This is a genomic window from Altererythrobacter sp. CAU 1778, from assembly GCF_054482795.1.
The window spans coordinates 200,727-219,833 of the sequence record NZ_JBTLRP010000003.1 but is presented as its reverse complement, the minus strand read 5'-3'; the positions used below and the strand labels follow the sequence as shown (position 1 = coordinate 219,833).

General features: G+C 64.1%; 17 protein-coding genes. 9 read left to right on the top strand and 8 right to left on the bottom strand.

What is annotated here, in order from left to right:
- Positions 1 to 124: 124 nt before the first annotated feature.
- The 7 genes from ACXYN8_RS12570 (at position 125) to ACXYN8_RS12540 (ending at position 7,901) form a co-directional block, all read left to right on the top strand.
- Positions 125 to 439: a hypothetical protein gene (locus ACXYN8_RS12570; protein ID WP_458889797.1), complete on the top strand. Its 315-nt coding sequence runs from the start codon at positions 125 to 127 to the stop codon at positions 437 to 439.
- Positions 436 to 735, top strand: coding sequence for a CtrA inhibitor SciP (gene sciP / locus ACXYN8_RS12565; protein ID WP_458889796.1), 300 nt, complete (start codon positions 436 to 438; stop codon positions 733 to 735). The genes ACXYN8_RS12570 and sciP overlap by 4 nt, the downstream gene beginning before the upstream one ends.
- A 172-nt stretch (positions 736 to 907) precedes the next feature.
- Positions 908 to 1,174, top strand: coding sequence for a GlsB/YeaQ/YmgE family stress response membrane protein (locus ACXYN8_RS12560; RefSeq protein WP_458889795.1), 267 nt, complete (start codon positions 908 to 910; stop codon positions 1,172 to 1,174).
- A gap of 266 nt (positions 1,175 to 1,440) precedes the next feature.
- Complete coding sequence (locus tag ACXYN8_RS12555) at positions 1,441 to 2,634, top strand: efflux RND transporter periplasmic adaptor subunit (protein ID WP_458889794.1); 1,194 nt, start codon at positions 1,441 to 1,443, stop codon at positions 2,632 to 2,634.
- 7 nt (positions 2,635 to 2,641) lie between these two features.
- Entirely contained in the window at positions 2,642 to 6,097 is a 3,456-nt protein-coding gene (locus ACXYN8_RS12550) for an efflux RND transporter permease subunit (RefSeq protein WP_458889793.1), read from the top strand.
- A 68-nt stretch (positions 6,098 to 6,165) separates the two neighbouring features.
- Positions 6,166 to 7,374 (top strand): DUF445 domain-containing protein, encoded by a 1,209-nt coding sequence (locus tag ACXYN8_RS12545; protein ID WP_458889936.1) that lies wholly within the window; start codon positions 6,166 to 6,168, stop codon positions 7,372 to 7,374.
- Positions 7,371 to 7,901, top strand: a complete 531-nt coding sequence (locus ACXYN8_RS12540) for a GNAT family N-acetyltransferase (RefSeq protein WP_458889792.1) — start codon at positions 7,371 to 7,373, stop codon at positions 7,899 to 7,901. The genes ACXYN8_RS12545 and ACXYN8_RS12540 overlap by 4 nt, the downstream gene beginning before the upstream one ends.
- A gap of 4 nt (positions 7,902 to 7,905) precedes the next feature.
- Here the strand turns inward: ACXYN8_RS12540 and ACXYN8_RS12535 are convergent, their stop codons facing one another.
- The 4 genes from ACXYN8_RS12535 to sucC all read right to left on the bottom strand — a co-directional run bounded on the left by ACXYN8_RS12535 (position 7,906) and on the right by sucC (position 12,015).
- The gene (locus ACXYN8_RS12535) at positions 7,906 to 8,778 is read right to left on the bottom strand and encodes an energy transducer TonB (RefSeq protein ID WP_458889791.1); all 873 of its coding nucleotides are present in this window, start codon (positions 8,776 to 8,778) and stop codon (positions 7,906 to 7,908) included.
- A 99-nt stretch (positions 8,779 to 8,877) separates the two neighbouring features.
- Positions 8,878 to 9,807, bottom strand: a complete 930-nt coding sequence (locus ACXYN8_RS12530) for an electron transfer flavoprotein subunit alpha/FixB family protein (protein ID WP_458889790.1) — start codon at positions 9,805 to 9,807, stop codon at positions 8,878 to 8,880.
- A 31-nt stretch (positions 9,808 to 9,838) separates the two neighbouring features.
- Entirely contained in the window at positions 9,839 to 10,585 is a 747-nt protein-coding gene (locus ACXYN8_RS12525; protein ID WP_458889789.1) for an electron transfer flavoprotein subunit beta/FixA family protein, read from the bottom strand.
- 230 nt (positions 10,586 to 10,815) lie between these two features.
- The gene (gene sucC, locus ACXYN8_RS12520) at positions 10,816 to 12,015 is read right to left on the bottom strand and encodes an ADP-forming succinate--CoA ligase subunit beta (protein ID WP_458889788.1); all 1,200 of its coding nucleotides are present in this window, start codon (positions 12,013 to 12,015) and stop codon (positions 10,816 to 10,818) included.
- Between the two features lie 112 nt (positions 12,016 to 12,127).
- On the opposite strand from sucC, the gene ACXYN8_RS12515 reads away from it, so the two are divergent.
- Positions 12,128 to 12,922: a 3'(2'),5'-bisphosphate nucleotidase CysQ gene (locus tag ACXYN8_RS12515; protein ID WP_458889787.1), complete on the top strand. Its 795-nt coding sequence runs from the start codon at positions 12,128 to 12,130 to the stop codon at positions 12,920 to 12,922.
- 58 nt (positions 12,923 to 12,980) lie between these two features.
- Here ACXYN8_RS12515 and ACXYN8_RS12510 read toward each other — a convergent pair whose 3' ends face one another.
- Complete coding sequence (locus tag ACXYN8_RS12510; protein ID WP_458889786.1) at positions 12,981 to 13,667, bottom strand: OmpA family protein; 687 nt, start codon at positions 13,665 to 13,667, stop codon at positions 12,981 to 12,983.
- 199 nt (positions 13,668 to 13,866) lie between these two features.
- On the opposite strand from ACXYN8_RS12510, the gene ACXYN8_RS12505 reads away from it, so the two are divergent.
- The gene (locus ACXYN8_RS12505; RefSeq protein WP_458889785.1) at positions 13,867 to 15,165 is read left to right on the top strand and encodes a hemolysin family protein; all 1,299 of its coding nucleotides are present in this window, start codon (positions 13,867 to 13,869) and stop codon (positions 15,163 to 15,165) included.
- Positions 15,166 to 15,318: 153 nt separating this feature from the next.
- Here ACXYN8_RS12505 and ACXYN8_RS12500 read toward each other — a convergent pair whose 3' ends face one another.
- Genes ACXYN8_RS12500 through ileS form a run of 3 tightly spaced genes read right to left on the bottom strand, consistent with a single transcriptional unit; the run spans position 15,319 to position 19,054 of the window.
- Positions 15,319 to 15,729, bottom strand: coding sequence for a DUF3035 domain-containing protein (locus tag ACXYN8_RS12500; RefSeq protein ID WP_458889935.1), 411 nt, complete (start codon positions 15,727 to 15,729; stop codon positions 15,319 to 15,321).
- Positions 15,730 to 15,731: 2 nt separating this feature from the next.
- Positions 15,732 to 16,268, bottom strand: a complete 537-nt coding sequence (lspA, locus tag ACXYN8_RS12495; protein WP_458889784.1) for a signal peptidase II — start codon at positions 16,266 to 16,268, stop codon at positions 15,732 to 15,734.
- Positions 16,265 to 19,054, bottom strand: coding sequence for an isoleucine--tRNA ligase (ileS, locus tag ACXYN8_RS12490; protein WP_458889783.1), 2,790 nt, complete (start codon positions 19,052 to 19,054; stop codon positions 16,265 to 16,267). Before ileS ends, lspA begins: the two co-directional genes overlap by 4 nt.
- Positions 19,055 to 19,107: the final 53 nt, after the last annotated feature.

The window sequence follows — 19,107 nt, the reverse complement described above, 5'->3', positions numbered from 1 at the left end:
GTCCCGTCGACATGGCGCTACGTTCCAACCCTGGACGGGTCTTAACACCGCGTCCACCATCACTAATATCCGGTGAAACGACGCTTTACCTGATCTTGACGGATGGGCCGATATACCCACCGTCATGTTGGAAGAGACCTTCCCCTTTGTGGCGCCGGACGATGGCGAGCAGGCACCCCTGCGCACGCTCGGCTGGGCCGAATTGCGTGCCCGGCTGGGCGCGGCGCACGAGCTGCGCGGCCTGCTGGCGGCCGGCGACGACCCCGCTCTGACAAGCGAGCGCGGTCGGTTCGACGTGGACAACACACGTCGCGCCGTGGCGCAGCGGGAAGGCAAACTTTCTGTTAACCATGAACTTTCAGCGAATGGCAAAGCCGCTCCGGCCAGTTCCGAAGCGCACGATATGCCAGCTGCCGATGCCGACCGAGGACGCCAATGATCGAGAACCAGAAAATAAGGCCTGCGCAAGTGATCGGCCCTCTCGGCGAGCCGCTGACGCTGGAGGATCTGCCCTCGCCCACGACCAAGCGCTGGGTGGTGCGTCGCAAGGCGGAGGTCGTCGCGGCGGTCAATGGCGGCCTGCTGACGATCGACGAAGTGCTCGAACGCTACGGCCTGACGCTGGAAGAATTCGCCTCGTGGCAGCGCGCGGTCGACCGTTCGGGAATGCAGGGCCTGCGCGTCACGCGCATCCAGCACTACCGCGATCTTTACGAGCGGCAACTCAAGTACTGACCCGATGACAAGTTGGGAGCCGTCGCACCCGCACTTGCGCCTATGGCAAGCGGGGAACGATTCGGCTCATCGCTCGCTCCTGAGCTACCTCCCATGAAAAAGGGGGAACCGTCTGCCTGACTGGCCCGTTATGGGCTCACCGGGTCGGCGGGAATGAACAGGAGGAAGTACAATGGGTTGGATTATTGCAATTGTTGTCGGCGGTGTCGCTGGCTGGCTCGCAAGCATGGTGATGAATCGCGATGCCTCGATGGGCATCATCTGGAACATCATCGTCGGTATTATCGGCGCGCTGATCGGCAACGCCCTGCTGGCGCCGCTGCTCGGCTTCGGCGGAAGCATCCAGACGTTCGATCTCGGCGCATTCGTGATCGCCATTCTCGGCGCGATCATTCTGCTTGCGATCGTGAACCTGGTTCAGCGCGGCCGCGTTCGCTAAACCCCTCACAATCTAACGCGAAAGGCGGTGGCCCATGGGGCTGCCGCCTTTTTCGTATGTGCTCGGGTCCTCGCAATGTCGCTCGTCGCGAAGATATGCCGCTGGTAGAACCCGCGATTGCCTCAAAATCCTGCGCCGCCTATGGAGTGCGACGAGTTCGCTGGAACCATGAGCATTAGAAGGCTTGTTTCCGGTGATGTAGGTGGCTAACACACCTGTCAGGCCTCGGGACGGGCCATCTGAAGGGGTATTCGAGGCTCTCCGCGATGAATTACGAAACTTCTGTTCAGCCCGACGCGGGCACGATGGATCGTTCGGATCTGTCCGGCGAGATCCGGGAAGAACGTTCGGTTGCGCGCTGGAAATGGCCGCTGATCGCCATCGCGGTGCTTATCATCGCCGCGGTGATCTATGCGATCGCGACCGGCGGCGCGGAAGAGGACACGAGCGCCCTCGACAACCAAGTGCCCGTCGTCAGCGTGATCAAGCCGGGGCGCACCACCATCGATGGAGAGATCGAAGCAAGCGGCTCGCTCGCTGCAAGGCGTGAGATCCAGGTCGGCGTAGTGGGCGAAGGCGGCCGCGTGGTTTCGGTTGCGGTGGATGCCGGCAGCTGGGTCAACCAGGGGCAGGTGCTCGTCTCGATCGATCGTTCGGTGCAGAACCAGCAGCTTGCCAGCGCGCAGGCGCAAATCGGCGTCGCGCAGGCCGATCTCAATCTGGCTCAGGCCAATCTCGAACGCGCGCTCAAGCTGGTGGAGCGGGGCTTCATCAGCCAGGCCGATATCGACCGGCTGACTGCGACCCGCGACGCGGCCCGTTCCCGCGTGCAGGTGGCGCGCGCCTCGGTTGGCGAATTGCAGGCCCGCAATGCGCGACTGAATATCTACGCGCCGTCCTCGGGACTGGTGCTCTCGCGCAGTGTCGAAGTCGGTCAGGTGGTCAGCGCCGGCAGCCCGCCGCTCTTCACCATCGCCCGCGGTGGCGAGATGGAGATGCTGGCGCAGGTCGGCGAAAGCGATCTCGCCAAGCTCAGCACCGGCGTCGCGGCGGAGGTGATTCCCGTAGGCACCGAGCGGACGTTTACCGGACAGGTCTGGCAGCTCGCGCCCACGATCAGCGAAACCGATCGTCAGGGCACGGCGCGGATCGCGCTTGCCTACGACCGCGCGCTGCGCCCCGGCGGCTTCGCGACCGCGAAGATCAAGAGCGGTACGATGACCGCTCCGATCCTGCCCGAAAGCGCCGTACTGTCTGACGCGCAGGGCTCATTCGTCTATGTCGTGACCAATGACAGCAAGGCCGAACTGCGCCGCGTGACGCTGGGCACGGTGACCGCGGCTGGGATCGTCGTCGCCGAAGGACTGAACGGTAACGAGCAGGTCGTGCTGCGCGCCGGTGGCTTCCTCAACGATGGCGAGGCCGTGCAGGTCGGCAAGGTGGAAAACAGCGGGCGCTGATACGGCGATGAACCTCAACAACATCTCTGCCTGGTCGATCCGCAACCCCGTCATCCCCCTGGTGATGTTCACGGCGCTGCTGCTGGCGGGCCTGCTCAGCTTCATCCGGATGGACGTGGTCAACACGCCGGACATCGACCTGCCTTCGGTCATCGTCAATATCTCGCAGCCCGGCGCCGCGCCGACCGAGATCGAGAACCAGATCACGCAGAACGTCGAGTCTGCGGTCCGCTCCATCAACGGGGTGAAGAACATCGTTTCGACCGCGGGAGAGGGCTACTCCCAGACCTTCGTGGAATTCGAAGTGGGCATCGAGGTCAACGATGCCGTGAACGAGGTCACCAACGCCATCGCACAGGCGCGCGGCGGCCTCCCCGAAGGGATTTTGGAACCCCGCGTCCAGAAGGTCGAAGTCAACGGCGGCGGTTTCCTGGGCATTTACGCCATCGAAGCCAACGACATGACGATCGAACAGCTCAGCTGGTTCATCGACGATACCGTGGCCAAGCGAATGCTCGCGATCGAGGGCATGGCGGAGGTCAATCGCTTCGGCGGAGTCGATCGCGAAATCGTGGTGACGCTGGATCTCGCGCGCATGCAGGCGCTCGGCATCACCGCGAGCCAGATCAATGGCATCCTGCGACAGGCGAACGTCGATGCTGCCGGCGGCGAAGCCGAGGTCGGCGGGACGGTGCAGTCGGTGCGCGTGCTCGGCAACACCGACAGCGCCTTCGAACTGGCGAACCGGCAGATCCAGCTGGGCGGAGGGCGCACCGTCCGCCTCGCCGAGATTGCCACCGTGCGCGATGGCTATTCGGAAAAGACCTCGATCAGCCGCTTGCGCGACCGCGAGGTGGTGAACTTCGCCATGTCGCGCGCACGCGGCGCGTCCGACGTGACGGTGTGGGAGCAGGTGCAGGAAGTCATTACCGCCCTGGAAGCCGAGAATCCAGGCGTCCGCTTCATCCCGCTGACCGATTCCGTCCGCTATACCGAAGGCCAGTACGAAAGCTCCATCGCCGCGATGATCGAAGGCGCCATTCTCGCCGTGGTCGTGGTGTTCTTCTTCCTGCGCGACTGGCGCGCGACCGTCATCTCGGCAATTGCCATTCCGCTGTCCGCCATTCCGACGTTCTGGTTCATGGACCTGCTGGGGTTCAATTTGAACTTCCTGTCGCTGCTCGCCCTCGGCCTGGTGGCCGGGGTGCTGGTCGACGATGCGATCGTGGAGATCGAGAACATCGTGCGCCATATGCGCATGGGCAAGACGGCCTATCAGGCCAGTATCGACGCGGCCGACGAAATCGGCCTTGCCGTCGTCGCGACGTCCTTCTGCATCGTTGCCGTGTTCCTGCCGGTTGGCCTTATGCCGGGCATCTCGGGCCAGTTCTTCCGCAACTTCGGCATTACGGTCGTCGTCTCCGTGCTGATGAGCCTTGCCGTCGCACGTCTGATAACGCCGATGGTCGCGGCCTATTTCCTGAAGGCGAAGGGCCATGCCGAACACGGCGAAGGCCCGATGATGGACCGCTACATGGCGTTGCTGAACTGGACGCTCGACCGCTCCAACATGGCGCAGCGGCGCGCGGACCTGCCCGGTCCGAAACGGCGTTGGCTTTACATCATCGCCACGATCGTCACGCTGATACTCATCCTCGCGGTGTCCGGCGGGGTGGTCTTCGGGGCGTTTTCCGCACTCTCGTCGCTCGGCTTCCCCGATGGCCTGATCGACACCGGCCCGGACCGGCCGTTCGTCGCGGCCTTCGCCGAGAAGGTGCTATCGATCGTCAAGCTGGGCATCGTTCTGGCGGCCGGCTTCGCTGGCATCGTGTTGCTGTTCCTGCTCCTGTCCTTTGCGACACGCGCATTCGGACAGCGATTGCACCAGACTTGGCGCTATCTGGCGGCACGCTTCTTCGATCATCGCGTGTGGATGCTGGGCATCGGCTATTTCGCCTTCCTGCTGACAGTCCTGCTCTTCACCAACACTCCGTTCCAGTTCCAGCCCGACATCAACGACGATGGCGCGCGGGTCGAGATCGAGATGACGCCCGGCACCTCGCTGGAAACGACCGAGCGGGTATCTCGCCGCGTCGCGAACATCCTGTGGGAGCAGCAGGAGACGGAACGCGCGCTCGAACGTATTCGCGAAGGCGAAGCGACGATCTACATCGGGCTAAAGCCGGATCGCGAGCGGACCTCGATCGAATACACGCGCGCACTGGCGCCGGTGATGGCGCAGATCCCGGACGCGCGCGTCCGCTTCCAGTCGCAGAACGGCGGCGGCGGCGGTACCGGACGCGACATCTCGATCATGCTGGCCGGGTCCGATCCCGAAGTTCTCAACGCAACCGCCAATACGCTGGTGGACCAGATGCGCGAACTCGACACGCTGGTCGCGCCGCGCGTCAGCGCCGATCTATCGCGCCCAGAGCTGATCATCCGCCCGCGTGAGGAGCTTGCCGCAAGCCTTGGCGTCACGACCGTCGCGATCAGCCAGGCAATCCGCATCGCGACCATTGGCGAAATCGACCAGAATGCCGCCAAGTTTTCGCTCTCGGACAGGCAGGTGCCGATCCGCGTCAGGCTGTCGAAGAGCTCGCGCGAGGACATCGCGACGATCGAGAACCTGCCGGTGCCCACCTCTAGCGGCGGATCCGTGCCGCTGGGCCGTGTGGCCGACATTACCTTCGGTGCCGGTCCGACCGCGATCGAACGGTACAACCAGAACCGTCGCGTTCTGATCGGCGCGGACCTTGCTGCCGGCGTACTGCAGGGCAATGCGATGGAGCAAATCAACGCGCTCCCCGCGCTTGCCGAACTGCCGCAGGGCGTCATTCGCGACCAGGTGGGTCAGGAACAGGCGCAGGCCGAACTGGTGGTCAATTTCCAGGTCGCGCTGGTCGCCGGCATCCTGCTGGTCTTCGCGGTGCTCGTGCTGCTCTACAAGCGGCTGATGAGCCCGCTGGTGAACATGTGCTCGCTCGCGCTGGCGCCGCTGGGCGGTATCTTGCTGGTCTGGATGGTGGGGCAGCCGATTTCCATGCCAGTGCTGATCGGCATTCTCATGCTGCTCGGCATCGTGTCGAAGAACTCGATCCTGCTGATCGACTTCGCGATCGAGGCCATGGCGCATGGCGCGAACAAGTTCGATGCGATCATGGATGCCGGGCACAAGCGCGCGCAGCCGATCGTTATGACCACGGTGGCCATGACCGCGGGCATGGTGCCGACCGCAATTTCGCTTTCGGGCGACGGCGCATGGCGCGCTCCGATGGGTACGGTGGTGATCGGCGGCTTGATCGTCTCCACCCTGCTCACGCTGCTGATCGTGCCGGCGGGCTTCAGCCTGGCCGACAGTTTCGAGCGGCGGATCGGACCGTGGATGCGCGAGCGGATGCTCACCTACAGGCCGGGTGATGAAAATCGCCCGATCGCGGGCAGCGTCGAACCGGCCGAGTGAAGGGGCGCCTCCCCAGCGGAGCGGCAGCTATCACCGCCAATCCCCTTTTGGCAGACCGCGCGCGACGTATGCGCATCGTTGCCACGGGCCTGCTGCTGGCGATGGCGGTGCTGTTCTTCATCGCCCGGCGCTTTGCCGAGGTGCATCCCGCCTGGGGCTTCGCGGAAGCCTTCGCCGAGGCTGCCATGGTCGGTGGCCTCGCTGACTGGTTCGCCGTGACCGCGCTGTTCCGCCGCCCGCTTGGCCTCCCGATCCCGCACACTGCCATCATTCCGGAGAACAAGGACCGCATCGCCGACACGATGGCGGCTTTTCTGCAGGAAAACTTCCTGACGCCGCAGGTCGTGGCTCGCCGGATGCACAACATGAACCTCGCCGCTGCCGCAGGCGAGTTCCTGACAGACCCTGCGCGCGAGGCGGGAACGCGCATCCGCAGCGGGGCGAGCCAGCTCTTCGCCGATATTCTCGAATCGCTCGACCCGGAACACATGGGCGGGCAGGTCCGGGCCGGGCTGAAGGCGCAACTCGCAAAGCTGGAAGTCGCGCCGTTGCTCGGCCGGATGCTCAGTGCCGCGATAGCCGACAACCGTCATTTGCCGCTGCTCGACAGCTTCATCCGCTGGGCCGCGCTGACGCTGGAGGACAACGAAGACCTCGTGCGCGACATCATCCACGCCCGCGCCAACGCGCTGGTGCGCTGGACGGGTCTCGACGAACGGCTCGCCAATTCGGTGCTCGACGGGCTCTACAAGCTGCTGGCCGAGACGCTGGTGATGCCGAACCACCCCTTGCGAGCAAAGGCGCAGGAGGCGCTGGACAAGCTGGCGCACGATCTCGTGCATGACGTAGAAACCCGCGCGAAGGTGGAGCGGCTCAAGCTCGAACTGATCGAAAATCCCGCTCTCGCCGAATGGTGGCAGGGCGTGTGGGAGCGGCTGCGCAAGGGTATGCTGGAAGCTGCGCGCAATCCCCAGGGTATGCTTGGCGGGCAGATCGGGGAAAGCCTTTCTGAACTCGGCAAGACGTTGCAGGCCGATACGCGCCTGCAATCGATGATCAACCGCTTCGCCCGCCGCACCGCAGTCGGCATATCGAGCCGCTACGGCGGGCAGATTGTGCGACTCGTTTCGGAAACCGTGCGCCGCTGGGATGCGCGCACCGTCACGGACCGGATCGAGGGCGCGGTCGGGCGCGACCTGCAATTCATCCGCGTCAACGGGACGCTGGTCGGCGGGCTGGTCGGCCTGACCATCCACACGCTGACAGTGGTGGTATGACAGGCGCGCAGGCTTTCCTTACGACCGAACGGCTTGAATTGTGGAAGCCGGTCGCGAGCGACATCGCGGAAATGTTCGCCATCATGCAGAACCCTGTCACCGGCAGGTTTCTCGGAAACACGAGCGATCCGGCAGAACACTTCACCCGTTTCCAGCGCAATGCGGGAAGCTGGCCGATATTCGGTTACGGCATGCTGATGCTGCGCGAAAAAGGTCGGGCAAGGTTGCTCGGCAATTGCGGCATCTTCCACAGCTGGCGCGGGCTGGGCGAGGATTTCGACAATCGTGCGGAGGCGGGCTGGATCCTGGCCGCCGAGGCCGCGGGCAAGGGCTACGCCAGCGAGGCGATGCGCGCAGTCTACGACTGGTTCGATGCCGAACACGGCCTTGCGACGGTGTGCATGATCGCGCCGGAAAATGCCGGGTCGATCAACGTGGCGCACAAACTGGGTTTTGCCGAAACACGCCGGACGACGTTGGCCGATGGCGATGACGTTGTCCTGTTCGAACGTTCGGCACCCGAATAGGTTGCTAAATACCTTGGTAGAGAATGCTGGTCAAGTAATACGACCTCATGGGCTGTCCATCCGCATCGATTGCAGGTTCGAATTCCGCCTTGCGCATCTCGTCGCAGGCAGTTGACTGGTGATAATCGATGCGGCCGTGGACCTGCAACACGCAGTCGCTGACGCTGCCGTCAGCCTCGACCATTACGCGCATGTCCAAGGTCGCCTGCTCTCCTGCTCGCAGAGCGGTTCTCGGATAACGTTCGACGATTTCCCCTGTGATTTTGGCAAGGTCTTTTGGCTGGGCGTAGCGCGTGACCGTGAGATGCCGTTCCAGGTCGAGCCCCCAGGCCCGCACGAGATCCTGCGTGCAGGTGTTGAGCGCGGCGATTGCCGGGCCGAGCGTGCCCGTTCGCAGGATGACTTCGCGCGAGCCTTGCTTTGCGGTGATAAAGTCGATCCGCTCTGCGTCGGCCTTGTCGAATGCGGGCAGCGTCGTGCCCTGCCAGGGATTTTCGCCTCGCTCGTGTTCGATCAAGGCAACCGAACTGAAGATCAGTGCTGCGCCGTAATCGTTGAACGTGCCAAGGGAAGGGCGCGTTTTCCGGCTCGGATCAGCATCGCCCATGGACAGGATGACATCGCGGCCCTTGTTGAATTGCGCGAAACCCGGACCGGCCATGATCAGGCCAGCCAATTCGGAAGGATAGGTCTGCCGGAAGAACAGGATATGCTTGTTGTCCCCCTCACCAAATACGCGGAAGAGCATGCAATTGTCCTCCGCGAACTCGAGACGCCAGTTCGAACTGGGCGAAAGTTCCAGCGGCTCCGCGCTGGCCGGCGCGGTGATGGTCAGTGCGGCCAGAGCGGCACCAAGCGAAAGAAACCTGATCTTCATGACTTGTAGTCTATCGACTGCAATTCGTTCGGCAAGAGCAAGAAAAAGGCCCCGAACCTTCGTCCGGGGCCTTCGAAATTACGATTTGACGACTTCGGCTCAGAGCTTCTCGGTCAATTCCGGCACGATCTTGAACAGATCGCCGACCAGGCCGATGTCCGCGACCTGGAAAATCGGCGCGTCTTCGTCCTTGTTGATGGCGATGATGGTCTTGGAATCCTTCATGCCCGCAAGGTGCTGGATCGCGCCCGAAATGCCGATGGCAATGTAGACTTCCGGCGCGACGATCTTGCCGGTCTGGCCGACCTGGTAGTCGTTGGGGACGTAGCCCGCATCGACCGCCGCGCGCGATGCGCCGACTCCCGCGTCGAGCTTGTCCGCCAGCGGGATGATGTATTCCTGGAAAGTCTCGGCATCCTTCAGCGCCCGGCCACCGGACACGATGACCTTGGCGCTGGTCAGTTCGGGTCGCTCGCTCTTGGCGATTTCCGCGCCTTCGAAGCTGGAAAGACCTGCATCACCCGGACCCGAAGCGTCTTCGATCGATGCCGAGCCGCCTTCCGGTTCCGCCTTGTCGAAAGCCGTCCCGCGCACGGTGATCACCAGCTTTGCATCGGAGCTTTCGACCGTCGCGATGGCATTGCCGGCGTAGATCGGACGGGTGAAGGTCTTGTCGCCTTCGACAGAGAGAATGTCCGAGATCTGCATCACGTCCAGCAGCGCGGCGACGCGCGGCGCGATGTTCTTGCCGGTGGTGGTGGCCGGCGCGACGAAGGCGTCGTAGCCGTCCATCAGGCCCGCAACCAGCGGCGCGACGTTTTCGGCAAGGCCATGGCCGTATGCCGCGTCGTCCGCCTTCAGCACCTTGGAAACGCCCGCGATCTTCGCTGCCGCTTCTGCAGCGCCGCCGCAGTCATGGCCCGCGACCAGCGCGGTTACGTCGCCCAGCTTGGCCGCCGCGGTGACGGCCGCAAGCGTCGCGTCCTTGACCGAGGCATTGTCGTGTTCGACCCAAACGAGAGTGTTCATTTCGTCTATCCTTCCTTGAGCACGCGGCCGCTTACGCGATCCCGAGCGCCTTGATCTTCGCCACCAGAGCGTCGACGTCCGCGACCTTCTCGCCCGCCTGGCGAACCGTCGGTTCTGCCACATGGGTCGTGGTCAGGCGCGCCGTGGTATCGACACCGAAGTCGGCGGGCGTCTTCATGGCGAGCGGCTTGCTCTTTGCCTTCATGATGTTGGGCAGCGAGGCGTAGCGCGGCTCGTTCAGGCGAAGGTCGGTGGTGACGATGGCAGGCATCGCGAGCTTGACCGTTTCCAGACCGCCGTCGATTTCGCGCTTAACGGTAACGTAGTCGCCATCGATCGAGACGGTGTTCGCGAAGGTGCCCTGCGGACGGCCCATCAGCGCGGCGAGCATCTGGCCGGTCTGGTTGGCGTCGTCGTCGATCGCCTGCTTGCCCAGAATGACGAGGCCGGGCTGCTCTTCTTCGGCGATCGCCTTCAGGATCTTGGCGACGGCGAGCGGTTCGACCACGTCGTCCGTTTCCACCAGGATCGCGCGATCGGCGCCCATGGCGAGAGCGGTGCGCAGCGTTTCCTGCGCCTTGGCCGGGCCGACGGATACGGCGATGATTTCCTCTGCCTTGCCCGCTTCCTTCAGGCGGATGGCTTCCTCGACGGCGATTTCGTCGAACGGGTTCATGCTCATCTTGACGTTGGCGAGATCGATGCCCGAGCCGTCGGCCTTGACCCGCGGCTTCACGTTGTAGTCGATCACCCGCTTGACGGGGACGAGGATTTTCATCGGCTTTCCTTCCAGTCGCGTTCCGTTGGCGCCCTGCTACCTTGCGTTTACGTAAACGTCAAGTTGTGGGGCGAGTCCATACTCTCTCAATCCGGCCCTCTCCCTTGCGTTCCGAAGGGGCGAGGTCAACCGGCTTTTGGTGCCGCAACTGAAAAAGGGGTACGGAGCTCTGTCGAGCGCCGCACCCCTCAAAAATCATGCCAGCGGTTTGCCGCGGGGCGGCATCGCGATCAGGCGGCCTTCTTGACCTCGGCCACGATCTTGCGCGCGGCGTCGCCAAGGTCGTCGGCAGGGACGATCGGCAGGCCGGAATTGGCCAGGATGTCCTTGCCCTTCTCGACATTGGTGCCTTCGAGGCGGACGACCAGCGGGACTGAGAGGTTCACGTCCTTCGCCGCTTGCACGATGCCGTCGGCAATTACATCGCATTTCATGATCCCGCCGAAGATGTTGACGAGGATGCCTTCCACCGCCGGGTCCTTCAGGATGATCTTGAACGCCGCCGTCACCTTCTCGGTCGTGGCGCCGCCGCCAACGTCGAGGAAGTTGGCCGGGAACGCGCCGTTCAGCTTGATGATGTCCATCGTCGCCATGGCGAGGCCCGCGCCGTTGACCATGCAGCCGATGTTGCCATCCAGCTTGATGTAGGCGAGGTCGTATTCGCTCGCTTCGACTTCCGCCGGGTCTTCCTCGGTCTCGTCGCGCATCGCCTCGACGTCCTTGTGGCGATAGAGCGCATTGCCATCGATGCTCATCTTGGTGTCGAGCACCAGCAGCTTGCCATCCTTGGTTTCCACCAGCGGATTGATCTCGAGCATTTCGCAGTCGAGATCGATGAAAGCGTCGTAGAGCTGCTTCGAAAGCTTCTGCGCCTGCTTGTTGAGGTCGCCCGAAAGCTTCAGCGCAAAGGCCACGGCACGGCCGTGATGCGGCATGAAGCCGGTTGCCGGGTCGATGGTGATGGTGGTGATCTTTTCGGGCGTGTTGTGCGCCACGTCCTCGATATCCATGCCGCCTTCGGTCGACACGATCATGGCGAGCCGTCCGGTGGCGCGATCGACCAGCAGCGAGAGGTAATATTCGGATTCGATATCGACGCCATCGGTGACGTAGAGGCGGTTGACCTGCTTGCCCGCATCGCCCGTCTGGATTGTGACGAGGGTGTTGCCGAGCATTTCCTCGGCATCCTTCTTCACGTCGTCGATCGACTTGGCGAGGCGGACGCCGCCCTTGGCGTCGGCGCCAAGCTCCGCGAACTTGCCCTTGCCACGGCCGCCGGCATGGATCTGCGCCTTCACGACATAGAGCGGGCCGGGAAGCTGTTTGGCGCCTTCGACGGCTTCTTCGACCGACATGGCAGGGTGGCCGGCGGGGATGCCGATACCGTATTTCGCGAGCAGTTCCTTGGCCTGGTATTCGTGAAGGTTCATCGCGTCGTCGCTTTCGCTTGCAAGATTCGAAGAAGAGGGTTTCGCGCTGCGCCTTGGCATACCCTGCCGCGCTTGAAAAGTGCCGCGGCGGCGCGCATGGGCCGGGGCGAGCATGATCGACCAGAAACGCCTCGAATCCATCGTCCGCGAAGCCGGTCGAATGGCGCTCTCGCGCTGGCCGGGCGATGGGCATACGGTGGCAAACTGGGAGAAGTCTCCGGGCAGCCCGGTGTGCGAGGCGGATCTGGAAGTCGACGCCTTCCTCAAGCGCGAACTCGCCGCGCTGCTGCCGGCGGCGGGATGGCTTTCCGAAGAGACGGCGGATTCGACCGCGCGGCTGGAGCGCGGGCTGTGCTGGTCGGTCGATCCGATCGACGGGACGCGCGACTATCTGCGCGGCCGCCCCGGCTGGGCCATTTCGGTCGCGCTTGTGAGCGAGCGGCGCCCGCTGATCGGGATGCTGTTCGCGCCGGTCGCGGGCGAGTTCTGGCAGGCGACGGCAGGGCAGGGCGCCACGCGCGACGGTGCGAGGCTGCGGGTGGCGAAGCGGGATGAGCTGGCTGGCGCGCGCGTTCCCGCCGACTCGCTTCCGGCTGCCGACCGCATCCTCGCCATGGTGGACAAGCCCAACTCGATCGCCCTTCGCATCGCCAAGGTGGCGGCGGCAGAGGCGGACATCGTCGCCACGTTGCGCTGGGGCTACGAGTGGGACATCGCGGCGGCCACGCTGATCGCGCGCGAGGCGGGGGCGTCCGTTTCCGATGCGCTGGGTGCGCCGCTCAGCTACAATAAGCGCGATCCGCGGATGCTGGGCCTGTTGGTCAGCGCACCGGGCATTCATCCTGCCGCCGTCGCGCATCTGGCGGAGCGCGCAGCGACGGCGCAGGCGAACAAACCGCCGCTCTAGATGCAAGAAGGGGCGCCCCCGCAGGGACGCCCCTTTTCATTCGTCGTTCGCTGCGAAATCAGCGGGCAGCGTTCACGTCTTCCTGGCTGATCGGCGTGATCTTGATTTCCACGCGGCGGTTCAGCGGCTCGTTGATGTTGTCGCCGGTCTTCACGCGCAGATATTCGTACTGCTCGCCATAGCCCTGCGTCGCGATGCGGGCGCGCGAGACGCCGCGCGATACCAGGTAGTTGGCAACGGCTTCAGCGCGCTGCACCGAAAGCTGCTGGTTGAGCGCGGTGGAACCGGTCGTGTCGGTGAAGCCGTACACGTCGATCAGGCTGTTGGGATACTTGATCAGGCTCTGCGCGACCGTGTCGAGCGTGGTCTGGAAGCCAGCGTTGATCGTCGCGGAACCGGTGGCGAAGGTCACGCCGTCCGGCAGACGGACGAGGATGGCTTCCTGGTCGCCGAGTTCTTCCACATCGACGCCCGAGCCGGCAGTCTGTTCGTCCAGTTCCTTGATCTGGTTGTCGAACTGCTTGCCGATCACGGCACCGGCCGTGCCGCCGATGCCCGCGCCGACGATGCGTGCGGTCTTGCCGCCAACCACGTCGCCAAGCAGGTAGCCGAGCGTACCGCCGACCACTGCGCCGATGCCGGTGCGTGCGATCTTCTGTTCGCCGGTGTTGGGATCGGTGACGCAGGCAGTGGTCATGCCGGCCAGCGAAATCATGGCGATACCAGTCATCAAAGTGCGTTTCATGTGGGGGTCCTCCTAGACCATTCGTTTTATTTATTGCTTCGGGCAGCGGCTTGCGCCCGCATCAATGCAGTTATGTCCCACAACGCCGCTGCGGGGCTGCCTGTTCCCGAACGAGACTGTCCCGAGATCAATAAAGTCTACTTTTCGCGGAAAGCACTCTTTCCTTCGCGAGCGCCGCACGATCTGCTAGCGCCAGGGCGTGGCACCGTTTCCCTGGACCGATATCGTCATCATCGCCGGCTTGATCCTGCTCAACGGGGTCTTTGCCATGTCCGAACTCGCGATCGTTTCTGCGCGGACCGCGCAGTTGCGGATGGAGGCCGACAAGGGCAGCGGCGCGGCGAACACGGCGCTGGCGCTGGCGGCGGATCCCGGCAAGTTCCTGTCCACCGTGCAGATCGGCATCACGCTGATCGGTATCATTGCGGGCGCATATTCCGGAGCGAGCCTCGGAGGACCGCTGGGCGAACGGCTGGTCTGGCTGGGTCTTCCCCCCGAATACGGCGAAATCGGCGGCTTCGTGCTCGCGATCGTGCTGACGACCTATTTCAGCCTCGTGGTGGGCGAACTTGTCCCCAAGCAGCTGGCCCTGCGGCTGGCGCCGCCCATCGCCATCGTCATGGCGCGCCCGATGGCCCTGCTGGCGCGCATCGCCGCACCCTTCGTCTGGCTGCTCAATCGCAGCTCGTCGGCGCTGGTCCATCTGCTGGGCATCCGCACCAAGGGGGAACAGGGGCTTTCCGCCGAAGAGCTGCACATGATCTTCGCCGAAGCGACCCGGACCGGTGCGATCGAGGAGGAAAGCCGCGCCCTGCTTTCGGGCGTGATGAAACTCGCCGACCGTCCGGTGCGCGAGTTGATGACTCCGCGCACGGAAATCGATTCGATCGACGTCGCGTCGGACGAAGCGGAAATCCGCCGCGCGATCGAGGAAAGCCCGCACTCCCTGCTGCCCGTGGTGGACGGCTCTCCCGACAATGTCATCGGCGTGGTCAAGGTGCGCGAAGTCCTTGCCGCCATGCTTGCCGGAACGCCGGTCGATCTTCGGGCGCTGGCGAACAAGCCCGCCATCGTGCCTGACCAGCTCGACGCCATGGACGCGCTGGAGGACTTGCAGGAATCGGGCGTCGGCATGGCGATGGTGCATGACGAATACGGACACCTCGACGGGATCGTGACGCCCGCGGACCTGCTCGAAGCGCTCGTCGGAACGTTCGCCAGCCACCAGGACGAAGGCGACGGCCCGATGCTGACGGAACGGGCCGACGGTACGCTGCTGATCTCGGGTGCCATGCCCGCAGACGCTCTGGGCGAGCGGCTGGGTATCGACCTGCCCGAACAGCGCGAATTCGCGACCGCAGCCGGCTACGTGTTGCACGTCCTCAAGGAACTGCCGGTGGAAGGCGACAGCTTCACCGAGCAAGGCTGGCGCTTCGAGATTGTCGACATGGACGGGCGTCGGATCGACAAACTGCTGGTCGGTGAGGCCGAGGATTAGCGCGTAATTACGAAGGGCGGTTCGACCCTTCGATCTCAGGCGCTGACCTTTCCGTTACGCTGCGAGGCCTCGGCGAGCGCGCGCTTGCGCTCGCGGTCCCCTAGGCAGGGACCGACGTTTGTCGTCGGCGGTAAACTTAACGCTTGAGGTCGTTCAGACGCCGGCAGCAGCGCGGGCGTACTGACCGTCGCCTTCAGGGGCGGAGATGATGTCGCGGGTGACCGCGCCCTTGGCGACGGTGTTGGTCGCGACATCGCCGACCTGGCTGCGGATGCCGGGGGCCGCTTCGCCCGCGCGATCGATCGCGCTGGTTTCCACGCCGCTGCGCTGTGCCGGGCCGCCGAACAGTGCGTCGAGCGCTTGGTCGGATGCGGCACCTTCGGACGGGCGCGGCGCGCCGGGAGCGGGCGGGACCAGTTCGAAGTCGGGCGGAACCACCAGCGGAGCCTGCCGCTGCACGGCGAATTCGTCCGGCCGTTCGCGGCCCAGGATTCCGGTCGAGCCGCAGGCGGAAAGCATCGCGCTCGTGGCGAGCAGCAGGGTGAGATGGATCGTCTTACGCATCATCAATTCTCCGCAAGGCCGGCGTCGGCCCGCTGTTGGTCATGGTTGCCGTCCTTCTCGCGAACGAACAGCGATCGGGCAAGGATAATCACCACGCCGATGGTTATGGCGGCGTCGGCAACGTTGAAGATCATGAAGGGCCGCAGCTCCCCGATGTGGAAATCGGCATAGTCGAGCACGTAGCCATAGCTGACCCGGTCGACGATATTGCCCAGCGCCCCGCCGAGGATCAGGCCGAGGCCAATGATGTCGCCGCGTGCCTTTTCGCGCAGCATCCACACCAAGACGACCAGCGCGATCAACCCGGTGACGAGGATCAGGCCCCAGCGCATCTCCGTGCTGGTCGCCTGAAACATTCCGAGCGAAACGCCGTAATTGTGCACCCGCGTCAGGTCGAAGAACGGCAGCAGGTCGATCGTCTCGTGCAGCTTCATGCCGAGATCGACGTCGACGATCTTCTTGACCCACTGGTCGATCACGAAAACCAGCGCGGCCAGCGCCAGTCCGATCAGCCGGTTGCGGGTAAGCACGCCGCTCATGCCACCACGTCCTCGCACCGCGCGCACAGCTCGCCGTCTTCCTCGACTTCGGGAAGCAGGCGCCAGCAACGGCCGCATTTGTGGTCGGTGGAGCGGGTCACGGTCACCTCGTCGCCCTGCCCACGCACGACTGACGCGGTGATGAACAGTTCGGCGAGGTCTTCGTCCGTGAAGCCTTCCGGCACGGCCGAGGCGGGCACGGTGACGTGCGCTTCGTTGCTGGAGCGGATGGTCTTTTCGCGCCGCAGCGGCTCTATCGCCTCGGTCACCCGTTCACGCAATTCGCGCAGCTTCGCCCATTTGGCCATGTCCGCTCCGACGCGCGGGACGCTCGGCCATTCGAGCAGATGAACGCTGCCGCCCTGCTCGCCGTCTGCGGGATAGCGCGTCTGCCACACTTCCTCGGCGGTGTAGACCAGCACCGGCGCGGCGTAGCGGACCAGCGCGTGGAAGATCAGGTCGAGCACGGTGCGATAGGCATTGCGCTTCGTGCTTTCCGGCCCGTCGCAATAGAGGCTGTCCTTGCGGATATCGAAGAAGAAGGCCGAGAGGTCTTCGTTCGCGAAATCGACCAGCAGGCGGGTGTAGGCGTTGAAGTCGTAATTCTCCGCCGCGTGGCGCAGCTTGTCGTCGAGCTCGGCCAGCAGGGCGAGCGCGTAGACCTCCAGCTCCGGGATCTCGCCCGTATCACTCATGTCGCCGATAAAACCGTCGAGCGCGCCGAGCAAATAGCGGAAGGTATTGCGCAACTTGCGATACTGGTCGCCGACGCCCTTCAGGATTTCGTCACCGATGCGGTGATCCTCGGTGAAATCGACGCTCAGCGCCCACAGGCGGATGATGTCCGCGCCGTATTGTTCCATCACCTTGATCGGATCGACCGTGTTGCCGAGGCTCTTGGACATCTTGCGTCCGTCGCTCGCCATGGTGAAGCCGTGGGTTAGCAGCGTGTCGAAGGGCGCGCGGCCGCGCGTGGCGCAGCTTTCCAGCAGGCTCGCCTGGAACCAGCCGCGATGCTGGTCGCTGCCTTCGAGGTAGAGATCGGCGGGCCATTGCAGGTCCGGCCAGCGCCCGCTTTCGAGGACGAAGGCATGGGTGCTGCCCGAATCGAACCAGACGTCGAGAATGTCGGTGACCATCTCGTATTCGTCCGCCGTGTGATCGGGGCCGAGATATTCCGCCTTGCGGCTTTCGTCCCACGCATCGATGCCCTCTTCGCGCACCGCCGCCACAACTCGTGCATTCACGGCGGCGTCCTGAAGGTAGGAGCCATCGGCCCGCACGAAGATCGTCATCGGCACGCCCCATGCCCGCTGGCGGGAGAGCACCCAGTCGGGCCGCCCTTCCACCATCGATCCGAGCCGGTTGCGGCCCTTTTCCGGGATGAAGCGCGTGTCCGCGATGGCTGTGACCGCGCGTTCACGCAGAGTGCCGCCGCCGTCCAGTTCGCGGTCCATCGGCACGAACCACTGCGGGGTGCAGCGGAAGATGACCTTGGCCTTGGAACGCCAGCTATGCGGGTAGGAATGCTGGTAATCCTCGCTCGCGGCGAGCAGCGCGCCTGCTTCGCGCAGGTCCGAACAGATCGGGCCTTCGGGCGAATTGAACGGCTTGTTGATGACGCTGCGGCGCCGATCGTCGTTGCCGCCCAGCCATTCCCAGTCGTCGCGGTAGAGGCCGTTGTCCTGGACCGCGAATTGCGGGGTGAAGCCGTGCGCCTTGCACAGGTCGAAATCGTCCTCGCCATGATCGGGCGCCATGTGGACGAGGCCGGTGCCGCTGTCTGTGGTGACGAAATCGCCCGGTAGGAAGGGGCGCGGCTTGGCGTAGAACCCGCCGAGATGGTGCATCGGGTGGCGCGCGACGGTTCCGGCGAGGTCGGAGCCTTTGACCTCACGCATTGGAACAAGAGCGCCAATCCGACCTTCCGCCGCACCGAGTAACTCCAGCGCTATCAGGAATTGGCGACCGTCGTCATCGCGTTTTCGGCAAAGGCGATACTCAATTTCCGGCCCATAAGCCAAAGCCTGATTGACCGGGATCGTCCACGGCGTGGTCGTCCAGATCACCGCGTGGGCGCCGACCAGTTCCTCGATTGGCGATTCGGTAATTTCGAATGCCACGTCGATCTGGGTCGAGGTGATGTCCTCGTATTCGACCTCGGCTTCGGCCAGCGCGGTTTCCTCGACCGGGGACCACATCACCGGCTTCGATCCGCGGTAGAGATTGCCGCTTTCCACGAACTTCATCAGCTCGGCAACGATGGTCGCTTCGCTGTCGAACTGCATGGTGAGGTAGGGATTGTCCCAGTCCGCCATGATGCCGAGGCGCTTCAGCTGTTCGCGTTGCACGTCGACCCAGTGTTGGGCGTAGGCGCGGCATTCGGCGCGGAATTCGCGTGCCGGAACCCCGTTCTTGTCGCGCTTCTTCTTGCGATACTGTTCCTCGACCTTCCACTCGATCGGCAGGCCGTGGCAATCCCAGCCGGGAACGTAAGGCGCGTCCTTGCCGAGCAGGTTCTGCGTGCGGCAGACCATGTCCTTCAGCGTGTGGTTCAGCGCATGGCCGATGTGCATGTCGCCATTGGCGTAGGGTGGGCCGTCGTGGAAAATGAACTTATCGCGCCCCGCGCGTGCCTCGCGCAGCTTGGCGTACAGGTCCATGTCCTGCCAGCGCGCCTGTATGGCCGGCTCCTTCTGCGGCAGGCCGGCCTTCATCGGAAAGTCGGTCTTCGGCAGGAAGACGGTGTCGCGGTAGTCGCGTTTGGTTTGTTCAGCGTCGCTCATAATGCCCAATTCAGCTTTGGCAGCGCCGTTAGAGCAAAGCGACCACCGGATAA

Coding starts and splice junctions, on each gene's coding strand:
- ACXYN8_RS12570 (WP_458889797.1), top strand. CDS start 125: ATGTTGGAAGAGACCTTCCCCTTTGTGGCGCCGGACGATGGCGAGCAG.
- sucC (WP_458889788.1), bottom strand. CDS start 12,015: ATGAACCTTCACGAATACCAGGCCAAGGAACTGCTCGCGAAATACGGT.
- ACXYN8_RS12535 (WP_458889791.1), bottom strand. CDS start 8,778: ATGAAGATCAGGTTTCTTTCGCTTGGTGCCGCTCTGGCCGCACTGACC.
- lspA (WP_458889784.1), bottom strand. CDS start 16,268: ATGAGCGGCGTGCTTACCCGCAACCGGCTGATCGGACTGGCGCTGGCC.
- ACXYN8_RS12500 (WP_458889935.1), bottom strand. CDS start 15,729: ATGCGTAAGACGATCCATCTCACCCTGCTGCTCGCCACGAGCGCGATG.
- ACXYN8_RS12510 (WP_458889786.1), bottom strand. CDS start 13,667: ATGAAACGCACTTTGATGACTGGTATCGCCATGATTTCGCTGGCCGGC.
- ACXYN8_RS12545 (WP_458889936.1), top strand. CDS start 6,166: ATGCGCATCGTTGCCACGGGCCTGCTGCTGGCGATGGCGGTGCTGTTC.
- ACXYN8_RS12515 (WP_458889787.1), top strand. CDS start 12,128: ATGATCGACCAGAAACGCCTCGAATCCATCGTCCGCGAAGCCGGTCGA.
- ileS (WP_458889783.1), bottom strand. CDS start 19,054: ATGAGCGACGCTGAACAAACCAAACGCGACTACCGCGACACCGTCTTC.
- ACXYN8_RS12540 (WP_458889792.1), top strand. CDS start 7,371: ATGACAGGCGCGCAGGCTTTCCTTACGACCGAACGGCTTGAATTGTGG.
- ACXYN8_RS12560 (WP_458889795.1), top strand. CDS start 908: ATGGGTTGGATTATTGCAATTGTTGTCGGCGGTGTCGCTGGCTGGCTC.
- ACXYN8_RS12550 (WP_458889793.1), top strand. CDS start 2,642: ATGAACCTCAACAACATCTCTGCCTGGTCGATCCGCAACCCCGTCATC.
- sciP (WP_458889796.1), top strand. CDS start 436: ATGATCGAGAACCAGAAAATAAGGCCTGCGCAAGTGATCGGCCCTCTC.
- ACXYN8_RS12525 (WP_458889789.1), bottom strand. CDS start 10,585: ATGAAAATCCTCGTCCCCGTCAAGCGGGTGATCGACTACAACGTGAAG.
- ACXYN8_RS12530 (WP_458889790.1), bottom strand. CDS start 9,807: ATGAACACTCTCGTTTGGGTCGAACACGACAATGCCTCGGTCAAGGAC.
- ACXYN8_RS12555 (WP_458889794.1), top strand. CDS start 1,441: ATGAATTACGAAACTTCTGTTCAGCCCGACGCGGGCACGATGGATCGT.